This is a genomic window from Paraburkholderia caballeronis (genome assembly GCF_900104845.1).
In the GTDB taxonomy this organism is placed as follows: Bacteria; Pseudomonadota; Gammaproteobacteria; order Burkholderiales; family Burkholderiaceae; genus Paraburkholderia; species Paraburkholderia caballeronis.
The window spans coordinates 736,647-754,614 of sequence record NZ_FNSR01000002.1; the positions used below are offsets into that span (position 1 = coordinate 736,647).

Consider the following 17,968-nt stretch of genomic DNA (forward strand, 5'->3'; position numbering starts at 1 on the left):
CAGCGCTGCACAAACTTTGTATGATGCGTCGACTCACATTGCGACGCATCCGATATGGTTGCCACAAAACAGCGAAAGACGCTTCCAGCACGGAGCGACAGCGAGGCGTCCGGTCCTAGCGGAACGTCCCGCCGTCTGGCTCCTGAAATCCGTGAAAAACAGATCCTCCTGAAAGCCGTCGAGCACTTTGCGACTCACGGATTCTCAGGTAGCACGCGCGAACTGGCACGGCAGATCGGCGTGACCCAACCCCTCCTCTACCGCTACTTTCCCAGCAAGGAAGTGCTGATTGACCGCGTCTACGACGAGGTCTTCAAATGGGACCCGAACTGGATCAGGCAGATAAAGGATCGCTCGATCCCGATCCAGGAACGCATGGTCAACTTTTACACCGCTTATGCCGACGTTATTCTCCGCCGTGAATGGATCCGAATATTCATTTTTGCCGGGCTGACGCGTGAAGGCATCAACACGAGATATCTCGCGCGCCTTCGCGAACAGATATTCATTCCGGTCATGGGCGAAGTGCGCCATGCCTACGATTTGCCGCCGCCGGCCAATGCGAAGGAGCGCGAAACTGATCAGGAACTGATCTGGAGCCTGCACGCGAGCATTTTCTACCTCGGCGTGCGCAAGTGGATCTACGGGCTGCCCGTGACCGACGATCTCCATGCCAATATTTCGTGCCAGATCGACGCGTTCCTTAATGGCGTCCCGAAAGCGATGAAGAAGACTGCGTCGCGCACGCCACGATTCGGCAAAAAGCAAACCGCGTAATCAACCACTCCAGCTGTCGTCGCCATTGCCATCGCCGACACATCTTCAGGGCGACTCCCAGGGTTTATACCGGCGATTCCCACCCTTGCTCTCCATCAAACATCTACTACAATTTATCGAACGATCATTGATCGAACGATAAATTAAAGGGAGAATTTTATGCCTGTTTTCAAACTGGCACACTACTCGATCCGCACGTTCGATCTGGAGAAGTCGTGCAACTTCTATGAGCGGGTACTCGGTTTCAAGCGAGGCTATCGGCCGCCTTTCGACTTTTCCGGCGCCTGGCTCTACAAGGGTGACGATGAGGCTGACTACGGCACAGTGCATATCATCGGCATCGATCCCGAAGACCCAGCAGGGCTCGCCGCCTATCTCGGTGACAAGGAACTGCCCGCGAGCGGCAGCGGTACCGTCGACCACATTGCCTTTCTCGCCACGGGTGTAGCAGCGATGTGGCAGACGCTGCGCGCAGAAGGCCTGACATGGCGGGACCGGACTGTCCCAAGCCTCGGCTTACATCAGGTATTTGTCGAAGATCCATCAGGCGTGACGATCGAGCTGAATTTTCCGGCCGGCGAGGTAACGCATCTGAACGCGGCAAGCACGGCCGAAGCCCAAAACGCCGCCGTGAATGGAGATTGATATGCGGCGCATTCCGACAAAACGAAAAGCCGCCATCATTGGTGGCTCGCTAGGCGGCCTCTTCGCGGCAAACCTCTTGCTGCGCAATGGCTGGGAGGTCGATATTTTCGAGCGAGTGCCCGAAGAATTGGCGGGGCGCGGCGCCGGCATTGTCACCCATCCCGAGCTTTTTTACGTTCTGCAGGAGGCTGGCGTTCGCGTCGACAAAACGATAGGAGTGAAGGTCGAATCGCGCATCACTCTCGCACAGGACGGGTCAGTTGTTTCCGAGCGCCCTCTCCCGCAGATCCTGACGGCGTGGAGCAAGATGTATCACGTCCTTCGCTCCGCCTTACCCACGCAGAACTATCATTCGGGAACAGCGGTCACCGATGTCATCGACGGACCCGACTTTGCCATCGTGACGATGCCCGACGGCTCGACGCAAAAGTTCGACATGGTCGTCGCAGCGGATGGCTTTCGGTCGTCGATCCGGAAGAAAATTCTACCCGAGGTCCAACTTCAGTATGCGGGCTACGTTGCGTGGCGCGGCCTCGTCGACGAAATGAGGCTCTCTGCCAAAACCCGAGAAGCCCTGTTCGAAAAATTCGCCTTCTGCCTACCGCCTACTGAACAGATCATCGGCTATCCCGTCGCAGGGTTGGGAAACAGCACCAAAGCTGGCGAACGCCGCTATAACTTTGTCTGGTATCGCGCGACCAGCGAAGACCTTGACCTGCCCAAATTGCTCACGGACGCCACGGGTAAACACTGGGTCAGCGGAATCCCGCCGACCCTTATTCGCCGCGAGGTCCTGGATGCAATGGAGGTCGCCGCGCACGCGTTGCTCGCACCGCAGTTCGCTGAGGTCGTTACACACGCAAGCCAGCCGCTCTTTCAGCCGATCTTCGACCTCGAAGTGCCGAAGATGGCATTCGGCCGGATAGCGCTGCTCGGCGACGCCGCATTCGTGGCACGTCCGCACTCCGGGATGGGAGTGACGAAGGCTGCCGGCGATGCAATGTCCCTCGTGACCGAGCTCAGCAATCAAGCCGACACTATCGCGGCCCTATCGAGGTACAGCGAGTCACGAACGCAGTTCGGCGTCGCCATTGTCCAGCACGCTCGTCATCTTGGTGCTTATATGCAGGCGCAGTTCAAAAACAAAACAGAACGGGAGATGGCAGAACGTTACCGCACACCGGAAGCCGTCATGCGAGAAACCGCCGTTCCCGCACAATTCTGACCGTGTAAAAGAGAGCGCTGGTCAAGGCGCCAGCCTTTCCAAACCCCATAGACGGGACGTAGAACAAAGGAGACGTCATGGAGCAACCCCTTGCCACAGCCGCCGCCCCTGCCATCGCCGCCAAGGCAGTGGCGCCCGGAACAATGCGCACGCCGATTAACGAAGCGCTTTTCCGCGAACTGGTGCACAAACGCCGAACGTTCGCATGGACACTCACGGTCCTCATGCTCGTCACTTACTTCGGGTTCGTTCTCATGCTTGCCTTTTCCCCAAACTTGCTGGGAAAACCGATCGTGGAAGGCCAGCCAGTCACTTGGGGTATTCCCATAGGCTTCGGCATGTTCGTGGTCACCTTCGCATTGGTCGCCATTTACGTTTATGTGGCCAATTCAGTTCATGATTCGCTGGTTGCAGACATTCGGCGCGGAGACAGAAAATGAAATGCTTTTTCCCCGCGCTAACTTGCCTGAGCACCTCGACGCCCGTACTGGCGCAGGGTTCCGCCCCAGCTGCACACATACACAATCCCATTGCCATTGGCATGTTTCTCGTCTTCGTCGCCTCGACGCTCTTCATCACCCGTTGGGCCGCTCGCAAGAATCATAGCGTTTCGGATCACTATGCGGCTGGTGGAAAGATTACGGCGTTTCAAAATGGCTGGGCGATCTCGGGGGACTATATGTCGGCTGCGTCGCTGCTCGGCATTTCCGCTCTCGTCTTCACGAGCGGTTACGATGGCCTGATCTACTCGGTGGGCTTCCTGGCAAGCTGGCCGATAATTCTTTTTCTGATCGCCGAGCCCCTGCGCAATCTTGGCAAATACACTCTTGCAGACGTGGTGTCGTACCGCCTGCAGCAGCGGCCGATTCGCGCGTTTTCCGCCTCCAGCTCCGTCGTCATCGTGCTGCTCTACCTAGTCTCGCAGATGGTGGGCGCTGGCAAACTGGTCGAACTTCTGTTCGGCCTGAACTACACGTTTGCCGTCTTTATCGTCGGTGTGCTAATGGTAATTTACGTGTTCTTTGGCGGCATGCTGGCGACGACGTGGATTCAAATCATCAAGGCTGTATTCCTGCTGGCTGGCACCGCCTTCATGACACTGATGGTCCTGAGCCGATTCGGCTTCAGCCTTAACGCCCTGTTTACAAAGGCGATATTTTCACACCCGAAGCACGTCGCCATCATGAGCCCAGGCGTTCTCGTTTCGGACCCTGTCTCGGCAATTTCGCTCGGCCTCGCGCTTATTTTTGGCACGGCTGGGCTGCCGCACATTCTGATACGGTTCTTTACTGTGGCAGACGTAAAGGCAGCGCGCAAGAGCATTCTGTACGCAACCGGTATTGTTGCTATCGGCTATGCGTTGATCATCGTGATTGGGTTCGGCACTATAGCCTTGGTCGGACCTGATCCGCAATATCACACCGCTTCTGGCGCCGTAATCGGCGGTCCTAACATGGTGGCGATTCATCTCGCGCACGCCGTAGGCGGTAACGTATTCATAGGCTTCATTTGCGCCGTTGCATTCTCTACGATCCTCGCTGTCGTGGCGGGGCTTACGCTGGCCGGTTCCTCTGCGGTTTCGCACGACTTGTATGCGAACTACGTCTGCCGCGGCAAAGCATCGGATCGTGATGAAATGCGCGTGTCCCGATTGACGGCATTGGTATTGGGCGTTATGGCCATCCTGCTCGGAATTGCGTTCGAAAAGCAGAACATTGCGTTCATCGTCAGTCTCACCTTCTCCATTGCCGCAAGCTCGAACTTTCCGGTTCTGCTACTTTCGATCTATTGGCGTGGCTTAACGACACGTGGCGCCGTAGTTGGCGGCATGCTCGGCCTGATTTCGGCCGTTACATTGACGGTGCTTAGTCCAACAGTCTGGGTACAAGTGCTGGGTCACCCACACGCGCTCTATCCCTACGAATATCCGGCGCTGTTTTCCATGATCGTCGCCTTCGTGGGAATCTTCGTTGTTTCCTTGCTCGACAATTCGGACCGATCAAGCCGAGAACGAGCAATGTTCGATTCACAACTCCTCGACTGCGAGATGGGCATGGCAAACCGTAGTTGAGTTTGGGACAGCAGCTAGAACAAGCGAAAAAGTAATAAAAGCGGCATTAGTTGGCACGCATCGAGCCTATCCGATTTTCTGTGTGCGAAGCATAAACTATCGGCCAAGGAGTCGCTTCTATGCCACGTAAACGTGAGGAAGAGGTAACGGTGGAACAGGGCAAGGATCTGTCATAGGCTCCGAACGGATCAAACAGCGGGGCCTGGCACGCTGGACCGTGCGACCATTAACGAGCAACTCGCTCCCACAGAAGGCGACTTTCGAGCGCGTTGGGCGGTGAACTGACTCATCATCTGAGCACAGCAAGGGCAAGGCGAAGCCCGCAGGGAGCACCAACCACCGCAGCGGTATCAGCCGCAAGCGGGTTCACCACCGACGACGACCCGCTCGATCTGGCGATTCCGCGCGACCACGAGGGCATCTTCGCTCCGGTGCTCATTGCCAAAAGTGAGCAGCATTTTACGGGCTTCGACGACCGGATCATCGCGATGTACGCGCGTGGCATGAACATGCGCGAGACTTAGGACTCCCTGTTGGACAGGTATTCCATCGGGTTTCGCCAAACTTCGTCAGCGCGGTGATCGACGCTGCATGTGAAAATCCGCGACAAAGGTGTCGTGCGCAACGACGCGATCTAACACGCGGAGTATATGCAACGACGCGTACCCGGATACGAGAGCCGATGCCGCCCCGTTCCGGGAATCTTCGAAACATCTAGGCACACCGCAGAAGACCAGCGCAACAGTCTGACAGGCAAGGAGACTGACGCGCGGCAATCTCTAGCCGCGCATCGTCATCTCACGCAGCCTCCATCTCAGATGGCATCCCGCAGTCTGGACGACGGCATCGCAACTTTCGGTTTTCTGTCATGCAACCTCCCTTTCACAAACGGCTCCAGTCGCTTCGTCACCAGAAGGTTGACGAGCACGCACTCCAGCCGTACGTCTGGCAAGTCAGTTGTCGCCTGGCGTTGCAGCAGTCCACTGGTAGACAGCGTCATCATGGTTTCCCAGACGTAATCAGTCAGCGGCTTTCCAGCATAAACCCGCAGTTCTTCCAGACTCGACGGCTTCCTCGATACTTCCGGCACGCAGAATACGCGCTCCCGCTTGTTGCTGGCGTCGAAATTGAGTGAAATTGGCACTCGTCCGGCACGCTTCCACCTGTCGTACGCTGCCCAGACTTCTGGGTCCGTCAGGTCGGCGAGCCAGTAGATCTGCGTGCCGTTGAGTTGCAGCCGCATGGTCATCAGCGGCGAACCGAATGCGGAGACGTTCCCGAAACCCATGCCGTAACTGACGCCGCCGACAGACGGAACGAAATGTGTATCCTCCGCCGCGATTGGGCAGCTCAGCATGGGGAAATCCACGGACAGACCTTTTGCCTGTTTCGACGTCTGGAATTGACCGAGCCTAGTGAGATGACCGACCGCAATGAACGGGTCAATATTGAGAGGAATGAAAGCTTCCATGACTACTATTTCCTTCTGATTCCGATTGAGAGCCTGACCACGGCGTGGATGCCGTAGGCCTAGTGCTTCTCTGCCACCAGGACAGAGGACCTCCTGAAGCCAGATTGCTTCAGACTCGTACTGATGTGACTAACCGAGCCACACCGGCACGAAGATCAAAAGGAAACAGCATCATTGCGATCGCTGCTTCAGCACCAGGAGACGCTTGTCCCCGGAATCTCTGCACCCATCCGTTTGTCGATGAGCAGATGCAGAAGGTGGAAAACTATTCGTGCATTATAACGCAAATCGGTCTTACTCTCAACAGACACCTGGCATTCGTCGCAATTCAACGGCACGCCGAGGGGAAATTCCTTTGAATAAAACCGGGCGAACGATATTTCTCCCTCTATACTTTTTTTTGCAGGCGCCATTCCTGAATCAGGCGACGACGTACACCCCAGCCACCATGATCGACGATATGTTGATGCGTGCCGCCAGCGCAACCAGGTCGGCCAGCAGCGATTCAAGTCGCAAAAACAAATCATAGTGGCGCAGGCATCGAACACAGGATGCGCGCACAGATCTATGCCGTCAGACACCGAACGGGCAGCCAGGGATCACGAGCATCGACATCCCCCTGCCGGCAGATGTAGATGCCCTTCACGCCCTGAGACACCGGCAGAACAGCCGTTCGCTCTCGAGACTCATCGTACGACCGCCGATCAGCTGGCAACAACGCAAATCAGCCCCGTCATGCAGACAGCCCACCAACGATGAATCCTACACGGCTGCCGTCACGCAATCACCCTCCCGTCCGCCGGCCGCGCAGCGACCACCGAGGCACGCAGCCCAAAGGAAACGCAGGCCCTCGCGGAAGATCACGGAGAAACGCCACAAGACAAGACGAAACACAACCCGGTTCCTGGAGATAGCCGCGCACCGTGATGACGGACGACAATGTTGTCACGCCCAGCAACTCCTTCCTGGCTGCCAGCCGCGCAGCGGCCATCAAATTGAAATGTGCGCAAAGAGGACAAAACATATTCTTAAACAAGAATATGTTTTTAGAGAGATATTCTCGCTTAAGAATATTTTTCTTTTAGAGAAATATGCTTACTTAAGCATATGTTTTTTGAGAGATAGATACGCTGAAGCGTAGAAAGAAGGGAATAGCCGGGGCCCCTGCCATCCAGCGCAGGCGCCCCTTCCACCATTCTCTTGTGAATGGCTCCGACAGACGTGTAGATCGCGGCTCTATCTTCGCCACCGCGCCGGATTCTCTCAACCTCCCCCCGTGGTATCCGGATTTCCCTGACGCGCCACCGGTCACACCCGTCCACGTCAGCGGTCACCACCGAAGCTCTTCAGTCGGAAGAGGCGGCTCCAACGTCGGGCGGCTTGTGCTCGGCCGACGCGTGACTATTAATGTATATCATCAAAAAGTGCATTGCGTCAAATTAATATTCACGGTATACGGCAACCAAAACTTGCACCTCCCAAAATCTCGTTTAATTAACTCCTGTTTTCTGAAATTTCCATTTTTCCGATCCGAGACTTCAATACATGTTTCCTGGAAAATGCATCGGCCTTCACAGCCGGATTCCGAATTGCCTGGGACCTGACCTTGAAATCATTACGCAAATTTACTAGCTTGTTCGCAGGCAAACCGCCGACCTGATCGTCATCGATTCGGAATCCCCGCCCGGGAGAGAGCCCTTTTTATGAGAGGGTACGATCTGGGGGCGGGCATGATTCGACGGGCAAAGTACGGTTCAGGCCAAGCGCCGACACGGCAGGCTGCGTGTCGGCTGCCATCAAATGGGGACGGATTCAACGTCCATCGCTACCAGGCATGCCAGCAGAAACGCGGCCGAAAACCGTTTCCGGTTGATCTTGCGGTTGATCTGCGCCGCGGACTCCTCTATCCCGATTCGCTCCAGTCGCAACGACAGGCCCTTGTAGCTCAGATTCCGCTGAGCCATGGCCGCCATGATGACGTCTCGCGCGCGGTCTTCCCACCGCCCGTACGCAGGCTCGCTCTGAGCCTCTTCCTGCGATCGCGCCACTCCCATCCCCTTCCTTCCAATTGTCCTGGGCGCTGCTGCGTCCCTCAGACGCGAATTTTAAGGCAAGTTCGGTCGTATACGACCGAACCGTCGATCATGAGGTGCCGGCGTTCCTACACGTCTATATGCATCCATTTTTCATGACGACGTAAATGCTGGACAAGTCCCAACTCACCCATATCTTCGACCGGCTCGGCACGCCGCCCGCTGGCCGGAAGCTCATTCTTGAGGCTCGCGTGGAGGCTCCTGTTCGTCCGGTAAAGGCGCATGGTGGGAATGTCATCACCATCCTGGCAAGCCAGAAGATGGGACGTGAAATTCACACCGAGAGCAATCATATCGAGTTCGCTGCCGCTGTTAGCAAGGAATACTCAAATGACATTCTCGAGTACTACATGCAACCCTGCGAACTGAGACTCGAACTTGTTGATGAATCGACCGGCGAAATCCACAAAACCACTCACATCCCGGATTTCCTCACCATTCGTGACGACGGTTTCACTCTTGAGGAATGGAAATCCGAGGCAAAGCTCGCCCGCCTGTCGGAGAAATACCCCTACCGCTATTCGAAGAGTAGCGATGGTCAATGGTACGCGCCGCAAATCGAGAAGCAACTCGCGGATCTCGGAATCAGATACCGAGTCTGCAGTGGTGACTCAATTCCGCGTCGGCGCGTGAGTAACCTGCTGTATCTGGCCGATTACCTGAACCTCATGGAACCGTGCCCTGAGGATGTTCTCAACCGTCTCCACGGACTCCTGCGGGAGCGCGGCTCCATGACATTCATGGAGCTACTGAACGCTCCGAATGACTTCGATGCAGACTCGTTGAACAGGGCGATCGCCGCGAATTACGTGGTGACCGACCTGGACGGTGACTCCCTCGCGGACAAGCGAAGCTTTCGCTTTTTTCGCGACGAGGCGTTGCGAGATTTCATGTTGGCGGACACGCGCTCTGGCAGTTTGCCTGGCATCGACAGCTTTGAGCTCAACATTGCTGAAGGCGCAAAGTTCATCTTCGAAGGCAACGAACTCACCATCATTATGGTGGCCGGCGACTCCATCGTCTGCAACAGACAGGATGGCTCGACCATTACCCTGACCCGCTCGTGGCTCGAAACTGCCCACGAAAAAGGCCACGTAACGAGCCCCCATCAAGACCGGCAATCCGGACTGGACCTGAGTCGTTATTCGAGGGAGGATTTTGACATCGCGCTTCGCAGACAGGCGTTGCTCGAAGCCGCGCCAGGCAAAATGCAGGTACAGGTATCCGACCGCACGCTGCGGCGCTGGAAAAAGAACCAATCCATCGCGCTCGCCAACGGTCACAACGAAGTCCTTGCACTGGTGCCCCATACAGGCGCGAAAGGCAATCGCACCCAGCGGCTGAGCAACCGTCAGCTCGAGCTGATGGACGACGTCATCGAGAGAGAGTGGATCAACAGTAAAGCCATCAGTTTCAAGACCTGTTACCTGATGATGCTGGTTGCCTTCGACGACGCAGGAGAAAAAGCACCGTCCTATCCAACGCTGATCGCACGGATTAAAGCGCGCGAAACCAACGACGATGTCCGCACCCGACATGGAAAGCGATTCGCCTATCAGAAAAACACGTTCATCGATGTGCTTTACCACGACACGCCTGCCCATGGCAGCCGTCCGTTTCAATATGTTCACATCGACCACACGCAACTAGACATTGAAGTCATCTCAAGTCGCACCGGCAAGCCTCTTGGGCGCCCCTGGCTTACTCTCGCAGTCGACGCATGGTCAAGACGTATTGTGGCCTTTTACCTGACATTTGATGTGCCGTCGTATCACTCCGTGATGATGACTGTACGGGACATGGTCCGACGATTCAATCGCCTGCCCGAGTTTATCGTCGTCGATAACGGCCGTGACTTCATGTCAGACGCATTCAAATCGTTTCTCAACGCGATGGGCACGAATCTTCGCTTCCGCCCTGCAGGTCAGCCGCGGCACGGTGCCGTGCTGGAACGCATGTTTGGTCGCCTGAATAAGGAATACATCCATAACCTCGCGGGCAATACAAAAGCGACAACGAACGTGCGAATGGTTACGGGCTCACATCTGCCCGAAAAGCTTGCTGAGTGGACGCTCGCTGCGCTGTATACCGGCATCCAGCGTTGGGCTTGCGAGTACTACGACCAGAAGGTCCATCCGGCGCTCGACGAGTCACCGCGCGATGCTTTCGTACGCGGCATGCGGGAGAGCGGCACACGGCCCCAAAAGCATATCCAGTTCAACCGGGATTTTCTGATTGCAACGTGCCCGCCCGTCGACCGTGCCGGTACCCGCCGGATCCACGACCAGCGTGGAGTAAAAGTGGATCACCGGTTCTACTGGAACGAGGCATTCCGGTCTGCTGAGCTCGACGGCCAGTATCTGCCGGTGCGCTACGACCCGTGGGATGCATCTTCGGTCTATGTCCGGGTGAAAGACACATGGGTCCGTGCGGTGTGCCGAAATCTGTATGGGCTTGGCCTGTTGACGGATGTCGAGAAGCGCGCCCTGACGGCAGAGTTCAACCGGCGCCACGGCACGCCCAAAGGCGACGAGCGCGACATGAAGCGGCTTCGCGAATTCATCCAGGTGTTCACGCCGGAAGGGGCCCTTGCAGTCGAGTTCGCGCGCCAGGCGGAGAACAAGGCCCTGTATAACGACCTCCAGTTCGCCAATATCGAGCCTGTTGTCGCCCAGTCCCGAATCGGCCTTACTGAGGATTCCAGACAGACCACCGAAACACCGCCAGAGCCACCAAAGTCTCCGACCCGCCGTCTTCCCACCCCACTGCAAGCGCCGACGGCTCAGGACGAGTTTCCCGATTTTGACGATTTTTGAGCAAACAATGCAACAACCCAACGATACCTCCGTACCAGCAATTGACGCGGCCAGGGCCCTCTCAGAAAAACGCATCAGGCACACGCGCATCGCTGAAGTGATGGAGGAACTCAATACGCTGATTTATCCGGAAAGCCAGGACAACATTCTCCTCGTGTGCGGACCCACTGGCGCCGGCAAGACGACGTTGTCGAGGCATCTGGTTGCCTCTGCACTCGAGCGCGCGACCTCGCAGATGGAAGCAAACCGCGGGGTGATCCCAGCCATCTATGTTGAGGCTCCCGCATCAGGGGAGAACGACTTTTCATGGAAGCTGTTCTATCACCGAATCCTCACCCAGCTTGGCGACAGGCTTGAATCGCCTAAAGTGATATACGGAATCGACCCGAAGACGGGGAGATTTGTCCGTCCGCTTGGAAACAGTCTGGCCGCCCTCCGTACGGCCGTTGAACAGGGAATGCGTGAACGGCAGGTGCAGTTCCTGGTTATCGATGAGGCTGCTCACATCATTCGCCAGACCCGGGGGGCGCGCAAACTGGAGATTCAGCTCGATACACTGAAATCGCTGGCGAACCAGTGTGGCACGCAGATAGTCCTGGTCGGCGCCTACGATTTGTATCAACTCGTTTCCCTGTCTGCGCAGCTCGCCCGGCGCACGCACGTGCTCCATTTGGAGCGATACCGGGACGACCGGCCCGAAGATGTTCTGGCGTTCAACCGCTGCGTTCTGGCGTTCGAGAAGACGCTCCCGCATCTTTGGGGAGGACGGCTCACACCCTATACGAAGGGGCTGCTCGAAAACACGCTGGGATGCATCGGCACGTTGAGCAGCGTGCTCATCCGGGCCGCCAGGCTCGCGGAAGGAGCTGGCTCCTGGTCAGTCGACTCGCTGGAACGCGCGCTACTCACAGAAGCGCAGCGCAAGCGGATTCTCGAAGAGATTCTCGACGGAGAAACAGCGGTCGGACCAAGCTTCACACGCGTAATGCCCAAATTTAAACGTGCAGCAGCTTAAGGACGGAGCTTCCGGTGAGTGAAGAACTGTTGAACACACGGTCGATGCTAAACCCGGTCGCTCCGATCGGCATCGGCACACCCGAAGTCGAAAGCATGGTGAGCTATTTCTGCCGGCTCGCCATGTCCCATTGTATTTCGACAACCGAACTGCACCGCTTTGTCGACAGGACCATGCAGTGGCAACTTTCGGAAAAGTACGATTGGTATCAGGTCGGTCTGAGTGGCATGTCCGACACCGCGGAAAGGATGGCAAACGCCCTGTCAAAGCTGACCGGTATCGGCAATCTGGACTCATTGACCCTGCTCACCTGGCGCGATGTCATCGCTCAGTCCAGTCCGAAACCGGCTTCGTCTCGCTGGTGCCCGCAATGTTTGACTGAGGGCCGTGAAACAGGTCGCACTTACTTTCGGTTGGCATGGGATGTCGGTACCGTCACTGCCTGTTCAAAACACAAGATCAGACTGGCTCACGTCTGCCCGGACTGTAACCGCACCGACACGCGACACAGTTCTGCCTTTGTCATGCCCGGATGGTGCACATCATGCGGCATGTTCCTTGGGAACGACAAACAATCCCCACCGGCCACACCAGCTGAAGTCTGGATTGCGTCTCAAGTCGGTGCCATGCTGGCTTCCCAAAGCACACTAGCGTCACTTCCAGAACGCGGTGCGCTCCTCGGCGGTATCCGGGAAATCGTCACCCGGTTGGACAACGGCAAAAATGCCCTGTTCGCCCGGCGCATTGGTCTCAATAAAACAACCGTGCATCACTGGCTGAAGGGTGGAGGCGTGCCTACCCTACCTGGCCTTCTGCGTATCGCCTCGCAAGCTGGACTGTCGTTGCCTAAGTTGCTGACTGGCGATCTGGAAAGGTGGTCGCCGACAACCAGCCAGATTCACGAAGTGGACTCCGTTCTGCCCAACCAAAAGCGTCGTGCAGCACGTCAACGCCATGACTGGGACCATATTCGCGCTCAGTTGGCTGTCCTGGCTCAATCACCAACCGTTGTCAGCGTCGAAGAAACGGCACGAAATCTGAACGTTAGCGTACGTGAACTCTATGCTTACGCTAACGAAGAAGCCTGTTCCTTAGGGAGGCGATGGATTGAGCACCGGCAGCAGCGTGGCGAGCAGAGTCGAAACGCCGCGCGCGATCTAATCGAAACAGCCTGTTCAGAAATTTTGGCAGAAGGAAAAGCAGTCAATCTGCGCGAGCTAATTGCACATTTTCCGAACGGAAGCGCCAACAGGTTCAACGGCATACTCAAACGGCTGAAGGAAATTCAAGAAAAGAGGAATGCAGTGGAACTTCAATAAAAGGCGAACCTGGCAGATTCTGGTTCCTTGGAACTCCAACTGGGCGACGGTTCAACAGGTGTAGGATCGAATACCCGAAGGAGGAATTCGTCATGGCGAGTTCGCTGCTCGACAAACGTGGGCGTACTACTGTGCCTGCCCGCATCCGATCTGTGCTGGATCTGCGGCCCGGTGCACGACTTCGCTGGCACGTGACGCCGGACGGTGTCATCCTGGTCCGCCCGAAGAAGACAAAATCCGTCAGGGAACTCGCCGGCTTGCTGCAACCGAACTCGCCAGACACCGCCATCGATGTCGACGAGATGAATCCCTGGCGCGACGGTTGACGATTTCGACGTCGCCGCAGTCCAACGCCGTCAGACTTTTCCCCGACACCTACAGCACGAATGCGCTCGGGTACCTACCGCATCAGGTCCTTCCGGTTCATGTCTGACATGGCGACTTGCATCGTGAACGTGCTCTAAGTCAGTTCTACATTCCTGATAGGTCAGGCATACAACGCCATGCGGGCTATTGGCGGCATCACGAGACGCCCTGCTGCGTTGGTTTTGCGCCGATCGAATGCCTTTCCGGGAGTATGCCCAGCCCATTGGGCATACGTTAGGCGCGCTCCACGGATCCCCGCGGAACCGTGGACGTGTGTGCTCCGCGTGCCCGGGTATGATCGGCGTCTTCCCTCTTCCCGCGAACACGCGCATGCCCATCGACAACTGCACCCACACCTTCGACGAACTGGCGGCGACCGTCCTCCCGGCTCACCTAGAACGGTTGAAGGCTGCCCTCCAATCGTCGCTGCCCGCCACTACGTTCGTGGGGTTCAAGAGCGCTCGACGTGAGCTGCTCGCCAAGCTCGGGCACTCCACCGACTTCCCCGGCTGCTACGTATTTATCGACGTGGAACGCCCGGTGTACGTCGGGATCTCCCGAGGAGTGGTCAAACGTCTGGTGCAGCACCTGAACTTCGAATCGCACTTCACCGCCAGCCTAGTCTACAAGATGGCCAGCGAGGACTTCCCGCACGAAATGAAGCGGGACCAGGCCATGAAGGACGACCAGTTCCGCGAAGTCTTCCTGACGGCCCAAGGTCGCCTGCGGGAGATGTCAGTCGCGTACGTTCAGATCGATAACGACCTTGAGCTGTATCTGTTCGAGGTGATGGCGTCCATGCATCTCGACACCGACACCTGGAACACCTTCCGCACCCACTGATTGAGCCGCGGTCTCGGCCAGCTCTGCACACGCCGATCGCTGACCGGTCTATGCGCATCAAGTCACCCGAGCCAGCATCAGGCGCGTCATCTACCTCCAGTCCAACCGCTTCAATCTGTGCCGCGGTTCATGCCCCCACCTCGCACGAGGCGACTACACTCTCGAACCGCTGACTGGTACGAACGCCGCAGACAAATCCCCGAACGGCGAGTCAAGGATCGCTCGTGTTGGTCGAAGAGGCGCCCTCGCCTGAGTTTTCCCACTGCGCCGGCTCTGGCAGCCAGATTTGCGCAACGGCTGAAACCCGGTCCTTTCAGCCGAGTTGGCGGTAGCCTACGGAGCAACGCTTTTCCTCTGGCGCCGGCTCGTCGGACCATGGTTCAATCGGTGCCTGCCTGGGCGCAGCGCCCAGCGACAAAACCAACGCGAGGGACCTGAGCCGTGAGCACCACCAGCACCAACCGCCCGCCGATCTGGCAACTCATCCGCGACGCGGTGAAGCCGCTGGGCCGCGAGACCAGCAACGCCGAGATCAAGCAACTCCTGGCGCAGGACCACCCCGACCTGAACGAGGGAACGGTGAACTGCCAGATCTCGATTTGCACGGTGAACCGGGTCGGCCGTGTCGGCTACCCCGAGAACAAGAAGCCCCGCCTGGCCAACGGCCGGTACGACTTCCTGTTCGCCACAGGGCGCGGCAAGGTCGTCTGGTACGACCCGGACAAGCACGGTCTGTGGTCGATCGAGGAGACCCCCGAGGGGTTGAAGGTGCGCCGCGTGGACGCCTCCACCGAAGAGGCGCCCGCCACGCCGGACATCGACGCCGCCGAGCCGGTGGACGATGGGTTCGGTGGTGGAGCGTTCGCGCTCGAGAGCCACCTGCGGGACTACCTGGCGCGAAACCCGCCCAGCACCACCACGCACGGCACTCTCACCCTGTTCGTCGACGCCGACGGACGGGACGGCGTGGAGTACCAGACCGATTGCGGACCCGCGGACCTCGTGTTCCTGGACCGCGATCAGAACTTCGTTGTGTTCGAGCTGAAGCTGGGCCGGGGCCCGGACGCAGCGCTCGGTCAGGTGCAGCGCTACATGGGATGGATCGAGCACCACGTGGCCAAGGGCAAGACCGTGTCCGGGGTGATCGTGGCGAACTCGATCAGCGACAAGCTGAAGTACGCCGGCAAGGTCGCCCCACGCGTTCAGCTCATGGAATACCACCTGACCGTCGAGCTGGCCCCGGTGGCGCTGACCGTGCCCGCACCCGGAGGTCGGGCATGATCGCGTGGTTGTCGCACGCCTGGACCGCGGTGATGTCGTTCATCGAGCATCTCAACGAAGGCGAGCTGCGGCTGCTGGCCGGTGCCGTGCCGGTGGGGACCGTGCTCATCTCGGTCTTCGCCATCACCCGCCCGTTGCGCTACCAGAAAAGCGCGGCGCTGCTCGACCAGGCCGTGCGTGCGCTCGAACGCGCGTACAACGCCCTGACCGTTGACGGAGCCCAGACCGCTCCTGTCCCGGCCGACCGATTGAACTGGCTGACCACCGCGCGCAACCTGGAAACTTACAAGGCGCTGAAGCGCGAGATCGGCGTGAATGTCCACCGCCGGATCGTCGACGACCACGAGGAACACTGGCGCCACCTGTTCTACCTCGCGCTCCAAGGCAACGCGTACCACCAGCCGACCTACTACCGCGAACCGATCACAGCACCCCGGGCTCAGCGCACCGGCGGGATCGAACCGCATTCCGCCGTCATCGTCCACGCGTTCGCGAAGTGGCCGGACGGTCGCCCGGACCCGGTGGAGCATGCGGACTTCGATCGGATTTTCGAGGAGACAGACCCGCGCCCAGGCAACGTAGGACTGAGATTGTTCCTGGACGACACCGAGAACCGAGTTACCCGCCGCTTCTGCAATCTCCCGGACCCCTACCCCAAGAGGACATGGTGGAGGCGCTGCGTTCGAACGCTTCGTCTACGCAAACGCCTATGACCTTCGCCTAAGCCGCCGACGCTGCTGCCCCACCTGCGCTCAGCGCTCCCACATGGGTTTGGTTGCGGTATTGGTGATCAATCCATGCAGTGCCACCGCTGCTTCGTGGATCTTGGCGGTGACCTCCTTGATGTCGGCGACCCGCACGATCTCAACGTTGGTCTTAAAGACGCCACGAGCCGACATGTATGCGATGTGAACGTGACCATCCTCGTCCAGAGAAAGCGCGTTGTGCGCGTACTTGTTGCGCCCCGCCTGGGCCGCCCGGACCTTCTTGATGACGACCTCGTAGTCCTTTAAGTGGGGCACCTGATCCACAAGCTGTCCGCACAGGGAGCTTACGATGTCCACCCGCTGCTGGAAGTTGCTGTGCGCCACCATCGCCAACGCGCGGATGTCGGTCGGCGACTCGTAGCCGGCCAGTTTCGAGATCGCGACCGCAGTCGTCGATTCGAGAGAGCCCCACACGCTCACCATGCGCCCAAGTTCGAGCAGGTATTGGTCGGGCACTGGCCAGTTTGGGTTGAACTCGCCGCGTTTGGAGGTCTTCTGGGTGGTCATTGCTCGTTTGCTTGGATCTTCGCTTCGATGGTTTTGAGAAAGCGGACAAGGCCACCGATGTGGCTGACGATCAGTACGGCCTCGTCGTGATTCAGCATGGGGTTGTCGTGCGCCAGGCTTTGGTCGTTGCGCACGGCGTTCATCGCTTCCAGGTTGGATATGCTGGTCTTGAGGATCCGCTCGGTCATTTCGCTTTCGATGTGGCCGCCGCCACGCAGGTGCTTCACGTACTCGCCCATCAGGCTGTGCAACGGTTTCTCCCGCGTGACGGTAATGCCGCGTCGCTCGCAGAGCGTCCGCAAGAACTTCATCATGAAGACGTGCACGCGGTCCAAAGCCGTCGCGGGCTCGTTCGCCTCGATCGCGGCCCGAATGTGCTTCGCCGCGGCGGTGAAGTCCAGAGCATTGACGCTCGCCGAAGGCGTCAACCTCGGGGACCGGACTGCTGAGGTTCAGCCGGGCAATGATCGATTCGACGGCCGCCCGCTGTTGCGGGTCGTCCGGCAAGCATCGGAACTCATCACCCCATTCGATCAGCGCGTCGAGCGCCCGAGCGACCGTGCGGTCGGATTCCAACTCCCAGAAGGCGCGCATCCGCTTGGCCTTGGACGTGCCTTTGAACTGGTACTTCTCGTCGTAGATGTTGACACCAACCTGCTCCTGGAAAAACTCACCCATCGTTCGGTCGGAGAAGTTGAGCACGAACCCGCTGCCCATGTTGAGGAACGGTTCAAGGCAGCGACGATCGCGTGAGGTCAGGCTCGACATAGCA

At 58.1% G+C, this 17,968-nt stretch carries 18 protein-coding genes; 14 read left to right on the forward strand and 4 right to left on the reverse strand.

The genetic code is table 11. The features are described from left to right. Window positions 1-54 precede the first annotated feature (54 nt). The 6 genes from BLV92_RS19755 to BLV92_RS19780 all read left to right on the forward strand — a co-directional run bounded on the left by BLV92_RS19755 (window position 55) and on the right by BLV92_RS19780 (window position 5,242). Window positions 55-777 (forward strand): TetR/AcrR family transcriptional regulator, encoded by a 723-nt coding sequence (locus BLV92_RS19755; protein WP_090548030.1) that lies wholly within the window; start codon window positions 55-57, stop codon window positions 775-777. A 159-nt stretch (window positions 778-936) separates the two neighbouring features. Further along, window positions 937-1,422, forward strand: a complete 486-nt coding sequence (locus tag BLV92_RS19760) for a VOC family protein (RefSeq protein WP_090548032.1) — start codon at window positions 937-939, stop codon at window positions 1,420-1,422. 1 nt (window position 1,423) lies between these two features. After that, window positions 1,424-2,647, forward strand: coding sequence for an FAD binding domain-containing protein (locus BLV92_RS19765; protein WP_090548033.1), 1,224 nt, complete (start codon window positions 1,424-1,426; stop codon window positions 2,645-2,647). Window positions 2,648-2,724: 77 nt separating this feature from the next. Then, complete coding sequence (locus BLV92_RS19770) at window positions 2,725-3,087, forward strand: DUF485 domain-containing protein (protein WP_090548035.1); 363 nt, start codon at window positions 2,725-2,727, stop codon at window positions 3,085-3,087. Beyond that, window positions 3,084-4,718 (forward strand): cation acetate symporter, encoded by a 1,635-nt coding sequence (locus BLV92_RS19775; RefSeq protein ID WP_090548036.1) that lies wholly within the window; start codon window positions 3,084-3,086, stop codon window positions 4,716-4,718. The genes BLV92_RS19770 and BLV92_RS19775 overlap by 4 nt, the downstream gene beginning before the upstream one ends. A gap of 269 nt (window positions 4,719-4,987) precedes the next feature. Then, complete coding sequence (locus BLV92_RS19780) at window positions 4,988-5,242, forward strand: transposase (RefSeq protein ID WP_090548038.1); 255 nt, start codon at window positions 4,988-4,990, stop codon at window positions 5,240-5,242. A gap of 290 nt (window positions 5,243-5,532) precedes the next feature. Here the strand turns inward: BLV92_RS19780 and BLV92_RS19785 are convergent, their stop codons facing one another. Both BLV92_RS19785 and BLV92_RS19790 read right to left on the reverse strand, forming a co-directional pair. Then, on the reverse strand, window positions 5,533-6,189 hold the full coding sequence (locus tag BLV92_RS19785) for a hypothetical protein (RefSeq protein ID WP_090548039.1): 657 nt from the start codon (window positions 6,187-6,189) through the stop codon (window positions 5,533-5,535). Window positions 6,190-7,985: 1,796 nt separating this feature from the next. Beyond that, complete coding sequence (locus tag BLV92_RS19790; RefSeq protein ID WP_090548041.1) at window positions 7,986-8,243, reverse strand: DUF6471 domain-containing protein; 258 nt, start codon at window positions 8,241-8,243, stop codon at window positions 7,986-7,988. 146 nt (window positions 8,244-8,389) lie between these two features. Between BLV92_RS19790 and BLV92_RS19795 the strand changes: the two genes are divergently transcribed. The 7 genes from BLV92_RS19795 (at window position 8,390) to BLV92_RS19825 (ending at window position 16,635) form a co-directional block, all read left to right on the forward strand. Next, on the forward strand, window positions 8,390-11,098 hold the full coding sequence (locus BLV92_RS19795) for a DDE-type integrase/transposase/recombinase (protein WP_090548043.1): 2,709 nt from the start codon (window positions 8,390-8,392) through the stop codon (window positions 11,096-11,098). Between the two features lie 7 nt (window positions 11,099-11,105). After that, on the forward strand, window positions 11,106-12,113 hold the full coding sequence (locus tag BLV92_RS19800; protein WP_090548044.1) for an AAA family ATPase: 1,008 nt from the start codon (window positions 11,106-11,108) through the stop codon (window positions 12,111-12,113). Window positions 12,114-12,127: 14 nt separating this feature from the next. Further along, on the forward strand, window positions 12,128-13,432 hold the full coding sequence (locus BLV92_RS19805; protein WP_244283862.1) for a TniQ family protein: 1,305 nt from the start codon (window positions 12,128-12,130) through the stop codon (window positions 13,430-13,432). 92 nt (window positions 13,433-13,524) lie between these two features. Beyond that, entirely contained in the window at window positions 13,525-13,758 is a 234-nt protein-coding gene (locus BLV92_RS19810) for an AbrB/MazE/SpoVT family DNA-binding domain-containing protein (protein WP_090548047.1), read from the forward strand. 370 nt (window positions 13,759-14,128) lie between these two features. Continuing rightward, the gene (locus BLV92_RS19815) at window positions 14,129-14,641 is read left to right on the forward strand and encodes a GIY-YIG nuclease family protein (RefSeq protein ID WP_208862126.1); all 513 of its coding nucleotides are present in this window, start codon (window positions 14,129-14,131) and stop codon (window positions 14,639-14,641) included. Between the two features lie 441 nt (window positions 14,642-15,082). Then, the gene (locus tag BLV92_RS19820) at window positions 15,083-15,922 is read left to right on the forward strand and encodes an endonuclease NucS domain-containing protein (protein WP_167627124.1); all 840 of its coding nucleotides are present in this window, start codon (window positions 15,083-15,085) and stop codon (window positions 15,920-15,922) included. Next, the gene (locus tag BLV92_RS19825; protein ID WP_090548050.1) at window positions 15,919-16,635 is read left to right on the forward strand and encodes a hypothetical protein; all 717 of its coding nucleotides are present in this window, start codon (window positions 15,919-15,921) and stop codon (window positions 16,633-16,635) included. The genes BLV92_RS19820 and BLV92_RS19825 overlap by 4 nt, the downstream gene beginning before the upstream one ends. A 39-nt stretch (window positions 16,636-16,674) precedes the next feature. On the opposite strand, the gene BLV92_RS19830 is transcribed toward BLV92_RS19825, so the two are convergent. Both BLV92_RS19830 and BLV92_RS32640 read right to left on the reverse strand, forming a co-directional pair. Further along, window positions 16,675-17,196: a hypothetical protein gene (locus BLV92_RS19830; RefSeq protein ID WP_090548052.1), complete on the reverse strand. Its 522-nt coding sequence runs from the start codon at window positions 17,194-17,196 to the stop codon at window positions 16,675-16,677. Beyond that, window positions 17,193-17,510, reverse strand: a complete 318-nt coding sequence (locus tag BLV92_RS32640) for an abortive infection family protein (RefSeq protein WP_244283863.1) — start codon at window positions 17,508-17,510, stop codon at window positions 17,193-17,195. Before BLV92_RS32640 ends, BLV92_RS19830 begins: the two co-directional genes overlap by 4 nt. Here BLV92_RS32640 and BLV92_RS32645 point away from each other — a divergent pair. After that, complete coding sequence (locus BLV92_RS32645; RefSeq protein ID WP_244283864.1) at window positions 17,509-17,949, forward strand: hypothetical protein; 441 nt, start codon at window positions 17,509-17,511, stop codon at window positions 17,947-17,949. The genes BLV92_RS32640 and BLV92_RS32645 overlap by 2 nt on opposite strands. Window positions 17,950-17,968 lie beyond the last annotated feature (19 nt).